This is a genomic window from Nostoc sp. WHI (assembly GCF_015714725.1).
Classification (GTDB): domain Bacteria; phylum Cyanobacteriota; class Cyanobacteriia; order Cyanobacteriales; family Nostocaceae; genus Nostoc.
This window is the reverse complement of the sequence record NZ_WBKM01000047.1, coordinates 20,178-29,949: the sequence shown is the minus strand read 5'-3', so window position 1 is coordinate 29,949 and position 9,772 is coordinate 20,178. Positions and strand designations below refer to the sequence as shown.

Genomic DNA, 9,772 nt, shown 5'->3' with positions numbered 1-9,772 from the left:
AACTTCGTGCTTTGAACAGCAACGTCCGAGATCCAAAGGCGATCGCTCACCCTTTGAACTCGGAACTTCGTGCTTTGAACAGCAACGTCCGAGATCCAAGGGTGAATGATGGTGAGTTTAGGGCGATCGCCAATACTTTTCGGTTAAGGTACACAGTCTTTAATGATCCCCCTTAGTCCCCCTTAAAAAGGGGGAAATAGAACCATTCTTAGCCCCCCTTTTTTAAGGGGGGTTGGGGGGATCGAATCTTATCCGAAGAGTATTGGGGCGATCGCTCACCCTTTGAACTCGGAACTTCGTGCTTTGAACAGCAACGTCCGAGATCCAAGGGTGAATGATGGTGAGTTTAGGGCGATCGCCAATACTTTTCGGTTAAGGTACACAGTCTTTAATGATCCCCCTTAGTCCCCCTTAAAAAGGGGGAAATAGAACCATTCTTAGCCCCCCTTTTTTAAGGGGGGTTGGGGGGATCGAATCTTATCCGAAGAGTATTGGGGCGATCACTTACTCTTTGAACTCGGAACTTCGTGCTTTGAATAGCAACGTCCGAGATCCAAGGGTGAATGATGGAGAATGGAAGGCGATCGCTTCCATAATTACTAGCAGAGTTGAAGGTATAAAGCTTATCCCTGCTAAAACAAAACCTCAAGTGCTAGAATTTTGCTTGTTCTCAGGAAACTTACACTTCACCTCAATTTCAAAATTACTCTCCCCCGAACCTTCAGTTACGAAGGGGATACCAGTTTTTCCGCCTATCTTCAAGCCAAACTTCAGAGTCACCTCTTCGACTTCGGCACTACCTAAATTTTTAAAAGCGCCAATGGCATATTTGGTATAAGCTCGAATTTGATGGTGAACTTCCTCAATCTTGACAAATGCCTCTTCCCGCCAGCCGTAGGATTCTTTATCTTCATCAACATCCGGTGTCACTATTTCTGGAACAGTTGGCGTTTCCTTTGACTCGAACAGAATTGTATAGATTTCCCCGTCTTCTTCAAAGACTAAACGTTCTATGTTCGACATCAAGCCCTCAGATTTTAGGTGTATTTAAGTTATCTTATTCTGTAACAATACCTTTGCCAAAATAAGAGCCAACAAAAATTTGGGCAAAAATGGCAAAATGACCCATACATAAGCGTTTAGCTTATAAGGTAGCTTGGAATATCAAACCCTTGATACTACGGACAATACGTTAAAAAACCTTGTGGGAAACCTTGAAGGAATTTTTAGGACTTATTGTTTTTGCCAAGCCTCAGAGAAAAGGGAGTTCAGATATCAACTCACCCTCGTAAATTGGCAAAGGTATTGCTGTAACAGACAACTTAAATATGTATAGATGGCTCGTTACGCCCTTGTAGTTGGCATTACAGATTACAAAAGTCCGATTAAAAACCTCACAAAACCAGCTACGGATGCAGAAGCAGTAGAACAGGTACTAAGAGCGCATGGTGATTTTGAGGATATCGCTGTTTTTAAAGGGAAAGTTAGTACAACTAAGTTGGCTGAAGCTTTAAAAACACTTTTGCAACAACAAGCAGTTAAAAACGAAGCCCTAATTTACTTTACAGGGCATGGTATCACCGTATCTGACAGCTTAGGAACACAACAAGCATATCTAGCAACCTCTGACTTGACAATTGTCACTCAAGGCAAGCAAATTATTGAACAAACAGGCGGGATTAGTCTTCAGAGTCTCAACAATTTAATTGCAAAATCCAACTTGAGTAGTCTAGTAGTGCTATTAGATTGCTGTCACAGTGGTTATTTTTTGGAAAACAATCTGCTCAAAACAACTCTTACCGCCTTTAATTTAGAAGGCGATTACTACTTTATTGCAGCTTGCAGACCTTTTCAAGAAGCTTATGCCAACGTAAGCGCACAACACAGTATTTTTTCAACTGCTTTACTGGCAGGGTTATCAGCAGAGAAGGCTAATCAGCATGGACAGGTGACAAGTGCTGCTCTCTTCGGTAATATTAGCGCCGAACTTAAAGGGAGTGGTCAACAACCGATTCAAATGGGTTGGGGAAGTTCGATTACTTTAGTTACCTACCAGCATCAAATACAAGCTGAAACCTTTGAAATCAAAGATGAATGTCCTTACCAAGGGTTAAAAGCCTTTGAAGCCGAACAAAAACAGTTTTTCTTTGGACGCAAGCAGGATGTGAGGAAGATTCTGGTGAAACTGGCAGAAAAGCCCTTTGTACCGATTATTGGCGCTTCCGGGAGTGGTAAATCTTCTGTAGTTCAGGCGGGTTTGATTCCAGAATTAGATCGTAGTGTCTGGAAAATTTTACCGCCAATCAAGCCAGGATTTCAGCCTTTGCAGGAATTGAGAGGAGTTCTAAAAGCGTTTTTTCCAGGGGCGACAAAAGAAAAATTGCTTTGGGAGTTAATTACTCAAGAACCGAATCCTTTACCTATAATTCTGGAGCATCTCAAAGGTGCAGAAAAATTTTTATTGGTAGTAGATCAGTTTGAGGAACTATTTACTGTTGCTGTTGCTGAACAAAAGCAGAGATTTATTGAATTGCTGACTCAGGTGGTAGAGATGACCGATTCGCGGTTAGCAGTTGTGATTACCATGCGATCGGATTTTCTCGAACAGTGTTCAGACTATCCCTCTTTAAATAAATTGATTGAAAATCAGCTTGTTTTGATGCCGCGTATCACAGGAGTTGATTTAAAAGAGACAATAACCGAACCTGCTAAACTTCAAGGTCATAGTGTTGAAGAAAGATTAGTACTGAAAATTTTAGAAGATGTTGGTAAAGAACCGGGATATTTGCCGTTGATGGAGTTTGCTTTAACTAGACTTTGGGAAAAACGCGACCAACAAAAGCATCAACTCACCCTAGAACAGTATGAAAACTTCCAAGGATTGACAGGGGCGCTAAATTTTCATGCAGAAAATGTTTATCTTTACGAAGATTATCAGCAGGATTCGCCGACTCAAGAACGAAATGAACAACAGAAGGACTGGATTAAGCAAATTTTCCTGCGATTAGTGCGAACGGGAGAGGGAGAAAAGGATACGCGACAGCGCCAACCAAAAGCCGAACTGTTAGCCATTGCTGGTAATGACCAAAAACAGCAGGAAGCATTAAGTGAATTGCTAGATGAAGGATTAGTGAAAGGGCGTTTGCTGGTTGCTGGGAAAGATGAACAAGGAAAAGCTTGGATTGATTTAGCCCATGAAGCCTTAATTGAGAGTTGGGAGACGTTTGTCCGGTGGCGACGACAAGACCGAGACTTGCGGCGGTTGAGCGATCGGTTAGCAGATGCTTTACGCGAGTGGTTGAACAAATGGGAGAATGAAAAATACTTAATGCAGGGGGGATTGCTGGCAGAGGTGCGCGAAAATTGGGAAAAACTAGAGTTTTTATCATCACCTCAAGCCAAGAATTTTTATCAACTCAGTGATGCTTATGAACAACACCAGATTGCAACATTAGAAAAGGCGCTTACTGAATCCCGCTTGCGAGAGAAAGCCGCGAGGGTAGACAATTTATTGCCTTTCCAACCCCTAGATAGTCTAGTTTTGGCAATTCAAGCTATGGGTGAGAATCTGGAAAAACTACCCCAGCAGATTCTTGCACCAGTTCAGAACAGTTTGAATAAAGTAACAAATAAAGCAAGAGTCTCCATTCCCTTCCGTGATCATGAAGGTGATGTCAATTCTGTCGCCATCAGCGCCGATGGGCAGACCATTGTCAGTGGCGGTGGTGCGGGCACAGTGCGGTTGTGGAACCTCCAAGGTCTACCCTTAACTGAACCTTTGCGTGGTTATGAAGGTTATGTCTGGTCTGTCGCCATTAGCCCGGATGGGCAGACCATTGTCAGTAGCGGTGATGACGGCACAGTGGGGTTGTGGAACCTGCAAGGTCTGCCCTTAACTGAACCTTTGCGTGGTCATGAAGGTGATGTCAATTCTGTGGCCATCAGCGGCAATGGGCAGACAATTGTCAGTGGCGGTAATGACGGCACAGTGCGGTTGTGGAACCTGCAAGGTCAGACCTTAGCTGAACCTTTGCGTGGTCATGAAGATAATGTCAATTCTGTCGCCATCAGCGCCAATGGGCAGACCATTGTCAGTGGCGGTCAGGACGGCACAGTGCGGTTGTGGAACCTCCAAGGTCTGCCCTTAACTGAACCTTTGCGTGGTCATGAAGATTGGGTCAGGTCTGTGGCCATCAGCGCCGATGGGCAGACCATTGTCAGTGGCGGTGATGACGGCACAGTGCGGTTGTGGCGGGGTGGCTGGCGTGCATGGTTGCAAGTCTGTTGCGATCGCCTCCGCTACCATCCCATCTTCACCAATCCGCAAACAGAGGAAGCAAAAGCCGCTTGCGAAGTCTGCCGTAAATATGTTTGGAGTAAAGAAGAAGCTAAAAGCGGCGATTAATAAGAAGAAAACAGGATAAATAAACCTCTAATCTCCAAAGTTGAGGCTCAGAACTCCAGTTTTCACCTTCAGAACTCGGAACTTCGACCTCTGAACTCGGAACTTCGACCTTTGAACTCGTAACTTCGACCTTTGAACTCGGAACTTCGACCTTTGAACTCGGAACTCCGACCTTTGAACTCGGAACTTCGACTTCTGAACTCGGAACTCCGACCTTTGAACTCGAAACTTCATGCTCAGAACTGCAATATCCTAGATCCAAGGGTAAATGATGGTGAATGAAGGGCGATTATTTAGGAGTCAACTACAATTAACATCAAGTTTGGGTCAACCCCAAAATTAAATCTTGTCATCAACTATCTAAAACTTACTCGTAATGCGTCCACATCCGAATTATCTTGACTAATTGTTCGGATTCGATGACTTCATATACCAACCGATGCTGTATATTTATCCTGCGAGAATACGCACCTAATAGACATCTCCGCAAATTAATGCATGACCCCTCTCCAAACCTCTCTCCGCTTCGGGGAGAGGCTTTAATTCCCCCTTCCCTCGTAGGGAAGGGGGGTAGGGGGTTAGGTCTGTGCGTGGATTTAAGGTTTCTAAATCTTTTTCGGAGACATCTAATAAATCACCAACCAGCTTTTCATAAGGTGGAGGATTTTGAAAGGGATTTTTTTTAATAACTACAAGCATTCTTGGATCGGAGTTGCTAGTCCTTCTTTTATAGATTCTCCCATTCCAGGTGTAGATAACAAGTAAAGAGTCTCCTGAATTGCAGACCAGTCTTTTTCCGCCAGCAGAATAGCATTACCGCGATCGCCTTGAATGATCACAGGCTTACCCTGCTCTGCAACTTGGTCTATCAGTTCTTGTAAATTATTTTGAGCGTCGTTGACAGAAAGCGAAGACATCATGCTCTTTTAGCTCACGATAACTTTACTTTAGTTTATCTACGAACTTATGCAAGTAAGTAAGGAGCGTGCATATTAAATTATGGCGAGTGAAAGGCGATCGCCCTAAAAACTCGGATGTTCTAAACTGGAACTACATTGTTAGCGATCGCTGATGGCACAAACTACATTTAAGGTTGAAGCATTTTGGGATTCAAACGCAGAAGTTTGGGTAGCAGCTAGTGATGACATCCCTGGATTGGTAACAGAAGCTTCTACGATTGAGCTTCTGACGCAAAAGCTACGAGAAATAATTCCAGAACTGATTATTCTCAACAAAATTGTCCCTTCTGACTATGTGGGTTCTATCACCTTTGAGTTAACTAGCCATCGACAAGAGTTGATTAAGGTAGCTTCATAGATGGGTGCTTCCTTTACTCCTGAGTTGAAAAAGATGCTTTCAGAAGTTGGGTGCTACTTTGAACGGCAAGGCAAAGGAGATCATGAAATCTGGTACAGTCCAATTACAGACCGTCGGTTTGTTGTAGACGGAACCATCAAGTCACGCCATACCGCCAACGGAGTTTTAAAACAAGCTGGACTTCCCAAAGCCTTTTAATGGGATAGCAAGTAGCAAGTAAGTACGGTAGAACAGGAAAAATAGACTTTTAACCCACATTCCGCAGATGTGACTCAGATTACAGAAAATAATTTACCAACTTGCGCCAAATCTACATTTCCACCACTGATGATGACGCCAATCCTCGCCTCTGGTGCTGTCACCACACCTTCGAGTAAGGCTGCTGCTGCTAATACTCCAGTAGGTTCAACTACAATTTTCAGACGTTCCCATAAAAAAAACATGGTGCGAAGAATCGCTTCTTCAGATACCGTCACCATATCATCGACGTAATGCAACACTAAGGGGAAAGTAATTTGACCAAGGCTAGGAGTCCGGGCACCATCGGCGATGGTATCAGGATTCTTGACAGTTTGCAGGGTTTTGCTGTGAAAGGAGCGGGTAGCATCATCGGCAAGTGCTGGTTCTACTCCAATTACTTTACAATTCGGTAAAAGTGCTTTGGCTGCGATCGCACTACCAGAAAGTAAGCCGCCACCACCACAACAAACTAACAGCAAGTCCAATTCGCCAACTTCTTCAATCAACTCTAAAGCAGTTGTACCTTGTCCGGCAATTATATCAGGATGGTCGTAAGGAGGAATGAGTGTTAAACCTCTTTCTTGTGCTATGGTTTTGGCTAATTCTTCTCTGTTTATTTGTCGATTGTATAAAATTATCTCAGCGCCATAACTGCGAGTGGCGGCTTGTTTGACTGCCGGTGCAACATCAGGCATTACAATAACAGTGGGAATATTTAATAATTGTCCGGCAAGAGCGATCGCTTGTCCATGATTCCCAGAAGAAAAAGTAATGACACCTCTTTGTTTTTCTGGAATAGGCAGTTGTATAAGTGCGTTATATGCACCTCTAAATTTAAATGATCCTGTGCGTTGAAAATTTTCGCATTTAAAAAACACTTGGCTATTAGTGCGATCGTTAACGATTCTAGAAGTAAGCACAGGTGTACGGTGGGCAATCCTAGAAAGACGCTTTTGTGCCGCTTGCACATCTGTGATGGTAACGGAGTTATGCTGAGGCATTGCCGACAGTGTTGTGACTCAAAAAGTAATTATACTTCCTAATGCTCCCTACTATGGGTAAATGCAGAGTGTTTTGTCGTCAGATATCGCCTTCAAAACTTCGGCTTTTTAGCTTAGAACTCGGAATTTCAAGTTTTAATCTGAAAAATTGCCGAGATAAATACTACATTTTCGCATCTTGAAATCGATGAACTTTTATCCTACTTTTCTCAGTTTTCGCTACTAACAGTTATGATACTCATTTGTTCTCGCAAAATCGTAACTTGAGAAAGCATAATTTTCTCCATCGCCCCAGTTTCCAAGGTTCCCATCCAGCGAATCATCGACGAGAGAAATAATTCTTTGAGATATGCGAAAGAAAAGCCATCTGTGAGTGTAATTATCTTGCTTACAGCCTCATCAGACAAACGCATTGCAGTTTTTAATTTATGATTCCACAATGCTATGTAAGCTTGTCTTGCTACGATATCTGGTAATTCAAAGTGATATTTGCGGTCAAACCTACTGGGGCGATCGCAAATTGCCGAATCTAATCGTTCTGGATGATTTGTAGTTGCGATAGTGATAATTCCCTCGTTCAAGGCGAAGCCATCAAGTTCATTTAAAAAGAAAGAGCGATTTTCTTCAGTTAAGAGAGAATCGATATCTTCTAATACCAAAATACAAGGTGCTGACTGCCGTGCTTGTTTGAATATTTTACGAATGTTTTCACTATCAGTATCATACTCAGACTTAAAGCTTTTAACGTACAAGCAAGGCTGTTGCATTTGATTAATCAGTGCTTTTACTGTGTGCGTTTTACCATTTCCCGGTGAACCAATAAACAAAATACCTCGCTTCCAAGGCACACTATAAGCTGCGTAGGTTTCGCGGGCTGCAAAGAATTTAGTCAGATCATCTTGAATATTTTCCTTAAGATTACCCTGCAAGATGAGATTATCGAAAGTAGCACCTTTAATGGATTGAAACAAATCTGGATTCTTTGCCCAATAACCATCTTCAAAAACCAAAACCTCGTCACGAATTTCTGAATTCCAATCACAAACTGCAACAAAAAACTCTTCAGCTAGTTCTTTTTTATCAGCCAAAATCCAGTAATATCGAGTTTTACAATAACCTTCTTGCCAACTCATTAAGAGTATATCGAATTTATGTTCTTGCCATGTGACTTCAAAACTGGCATTTTCGGTATAGTTGTATATTTCTTTGTCCATCCCATTCCAGCTAGTAATAATCTGGTTGTGGATAAAGATATTATGTTGAAGAGTACAGAGATTTATGTTGGCATAATTCTCCAAATTAAATGCAGAATCACTACCTTCTATTAGTACTTTATTGGGATAAAGTGCTGCTAACTCCTGACTGATATGGTAGGCGATCGCATTATTAGGTAGACTAAGTGCTTCTGTAATTAGTTGTTGAATTTTCACAGCTATTTATCTCCCTGACGCTTTATGATCTGGAAATTCTCACATTAATGTTTAGCTACAAGTCATCTGGGATAAATTCCAGATAATACCATCCTTGTAAAAAAAGGCGCACAGATATACACCCCTACGATATTACACAAACAGTTGCGTAAACTCATACATTAAATCCACCCTGCCTTTACGTAACATGGCTGGATCTAATCTTTCAGTAGTGTTGCAAGTCATCAAAACAACTAGTCTTTGCTGCATCTGAATACCAGAATCATCAATTACACTCTGATACAAAGTGCCATCCAGCAAACTGAGAATGTGTTCGGTTTTGTTATTGTATTGCGCTACTTCGGAAGCGCGATTTTGCGCTAGATTATCAGCTTCATTAATAACAATACAAATACGCTCTATGTAAGTCGGTGGGACAAAGTTAGCGATCGCATCATGATCTAAAATAAAAATTACATACCCTAAAGGCATCAGAATTTCTTTTGCTACTGCTTGTGTCCAGACTGTTTTACCTGTACCTGGTTCTCCATGTACAACAACCGCTAACTGGTTTTGATTAAGAACCGCTTGCTGTACAGAATCAGTAAAATTTTGTATATCTGTCGGAAATGTCCGAATGGGAAATTGACTGTGAACCTTGCCCACACGACTTTGATATCCACTCAGCATGACTGCTAAATCGTAAGTTGCTTTGTTAATTAGTGGCGCGAGATTTTTTGCCATTAAAGTATATTGTCGTCGCCCGCGATCGTAAGGGTCAATTTGCAACCATACGTCATACTCCGACCAGTAAGCATAAACAGTATTAATCACGTCTAAGCGTTCCCAGCTAACAAATTTATCTATAGGAAAATAAAAATCTCTTTCTGAATAATACTGGGTAATAATATCGGGACACGCCAACAAATGTAATACTCGCAGTACAGTAATTTCTTGCAATCGGTTAAGAACGTAATCAATAGGAATGCTGCTACGGCTGACAAATTGGACGATAGGTGTTTCCGTACTTAAAATATCTTTGTAGCGATGATCTGGTGATTGAGGATCTGGTGTGATGTAATTCCAAAACTTTTCAACTTCGTAGCGCGTATTATCAGATACAACATTTAACAAATTAGCCCACCAAGCATAATTATTTCGTCCCAAAATCTCAGCAATATTACTTGCTAAACTCAAACTTTTTTGAGTTAATTCGCCTGAGTCACTATGCAACAGTTTCCCCAAAAATTCCCAGTCTAATTCTCGATGAAACGGTCGCCAACCGCTAGCAAGTAAGCTTTGTCGGGTATTATTTGCCGGAGTGCCTTCATTGCTTCTAAAATAGTCAAAATCCATATTTGTTAGGTATGTAGCATTAATCGAGCTATTTTGTGTTGAGG

Annotated in this window: 11 protein-coding genes; 4 read left to right on the top strand and 7 right to left on the bottom strand. The window is 41.9% G+C overall.

Annotated elements, in window-relative coordinates; translation table 11 throughout:
* Positions 1-645 precede the first annotated feature (645 nt).
* Positions 646-1,023 (bottom strand): CU044_2847 family protein, encoded by a 378-nt coding sequence (locus tag F8S12_RS04660; RefSeq protein ID WP_196515110.1) that lies wholly within the window; start codon positions 1,021-1,023, stop codon positions 646-648.
* Positions 1,024-1,336: 313 nt separating this feature from the next.
* On the opposite strand from F8S12_RS04660, the gene F8S12_RS04655 reads away from it, so the two are divergent.
* On the top strand, positions 1,337-4,405 hold the full coding sequence (locus F8S12_RS04655) for an nSTAND1 domain-containing NTPase (RefSeq protein ID WP_196515109.1): 3,069 nt from the start codon (positions 1,337-1,339) through the stop codon (positions 4,403-4,405).
* A 132-nt stretch (positions 4,406-4,537) separates the two neighbouring features.
* Complete coding sequence (locus F8S12_RS04650; RefSeq protein ID WP_196515108.1) at positions 4,538-4,687, top strand: hypothetical protein; 150 nt, start codon at positions 4,538-4,540, stop codon at positions 4,685-4,687.
* A gap of 85 nt (positions 4,688-4,772) precedes the next feature.
* Here the strand turns inward: F8S12_RS04650 and F8S12_RS40300 are convergent, their stop codons facing one another.
* From F8S12_RS40300 to F8S12_RS04640, 3 genes are read right to left on the bottom strand one after another with little or no spacing between them, the layout of a single operon-like run.
* The gene (locus tag F8S12_RS40300) at positions 4,773-4,895 is read right to left on the bottom strand and encodes a type II toxin-antitoxin system YoeB family toxin (protein ID WP_230967793.1); all 123 of its coding nucleotides are present in this window, start codon (positions 4,893-4,895) and stop codon (positions 4,773-4,775) included.
* A complete protein-coding gene (locus tag F8S12_RS40295) occupies positions 4,877-5,104 on the bottom strand; it encodes a hypothetical protein (protein WP_230967792.1) in 228 nt (75 codons plus the stop codon). The genes F8S12_RS40300 and F8S12_RS40295 overlap by 19 nt, the downstream gene beginning before the upstream one ends.
* Entirely contained in the window at positions 5,095-5,325 is a 231-nt protein-coding gene (locus tag F8S12_RS04640) for a type II toxin-antitoxin system Phd/YefM family antitoxin (protein WP_230967791.1), read from the bottom strand. The genes F8S12_RS40295 and F8S12_RS04640 overlap by 10 nt, the downstream gene beginning before the upstream one ends.
* 151 nt (positions 5,326-5,476) lie before the next feature.
* On the opposite strand from F8S12_RS04640, the gene F8S12_RS04635 reads away from it, so the two are divergent.
* Together F8S12_RS04635 and F8S12_RS04630 are read left to right on the top strand one after the other, a co-directional pair.
* Complete coding sequence (locus F8S12_RS04635; RefSeq protein ID WP_196515107.1) at positions 5,477-5,722, top strand: DUF1902 domain-containing protein; 246 nt, start codon at positions 5,477-5,479, stop codon at positions 5,720-5,722.
* Positions 5,723-5,920 (top strand): type II toxin-antitoxin system HicA family toxin, encoded by a 198-nt coding sequence (locus tag F8S12_RS04630; protein WP_104908881.1) that lies wholly within the window; start codon positions 5,723-5,725, stop codon positions 5,918-5,920. It abuts the gene before it with no gap.
* Between the two features lie 74 nt (positions 5,921-5,994).
* On the opposite strand, the gene F8S12_RS04625 is transcribed toward F8S12_RS04630, so the two are convergent.
* The 3 genes from F8S12_RS04625 to F8S12_RS04615 all read right to left on the bottom strand — a co-directional run bounded on the left by F8S12_RS04625 (position 5,995) and on the right by F8S12_RS04615 (position 9,728).
* Positions 5,995-6,963, bottom strand: a complete 969-nt coding sequence (locus tag F8S12_RS04625; RefSeq protein WP_196515106.1) for a threo-3-hydroxy-L-aspartate ammonia-lyase — start codon at positions 6,961-6,963, stop codon at positions 5,995-5,997.
* A gap of 209 nt (positions 6,964-7,172) precedes the next feature.
* The gene (locus F8S12_RS04620; protein ID WP_196515105.1) at positions 7,173-8,393 is read right to left on the bottom strand and encodes an AAA family ATPase; all 1,221 of its coding nucleotides are present in this window, start codon (positions 8,391-8,393) and stop codon (positions 7,173-7,175) included.
* A 132-nt stretch (positions 8,394-8,525) separates the two neighbouring features.
* Positions 8,526-9,728: an AAA family ATPase gene (locus F8S12_RS04615; protein ID WP_196515104.1), complete on the bottom strand. Its 1,203-nt coding sequence runs from the start codon at positions 9,726-9,728 to the stop codon at positions 8,526-8,528.
* Between the last annotated feature and the right edge of the window lie 44 nt (positions 9,729-9,772).

Coding starts and splice junctions, on each gene's coding strand:
- F8S12_RS04660 (WP_196515110.1), bottom strand. CDS start 1,023: ATGTCGAACATAGAACGTTTAGTCTTTGAAGAAGACGGGGAAATCTAT.
- F8S12_RS04655 (WP_196515109.1), top strand. CDS start 1,337: ATGGCTCGTTACGCCCTTGTAGTTGGCATTACAGATTACAAAAGTCCG.
- F8S12_RS40295 (WP_230967792.1), bottom strand. CDS start 5,104: ATGCTTGTAGTTATTAAAAAAAATCCCTTTCAAAATCCTCCACCTTAT.
- F8S12_RS04640 (WP_230967791.1), bottom strand. CDS start 5,325: ATGATGTCTTCGCTTTCTGTCAACGACGCTCAAAATAATTTACAAGAA.
- F8S12_RS04635 (WP_196515107.1), top strand. CDS start 5,477: ATGGCACAAACTACATTTAAGGTTGAAGCATTTTGGGATTCAAACGCA.
- F8S12_RS04630 (WP_104908881.1), top strand. CDS start 5,723: ATGGGTGCTTCCTTTACTCCTGAGTTGAAAAAGATGCTTTCAGAAGTT.
- F8S12_RS04625 (WP_196515106.1), bottom strand. CDS start 6,963: ATGCCTCAGCATAACTCCGTTACCATCACAGATGTGCAAGCGGCACAA.
- F8S12_RS04615 (WP_196515104.1), bottom strand. CDS start 9,728: ATGGATTTTGACTATTTTAGAAGCAATGAAGGCACTCCGGCAAATAAT.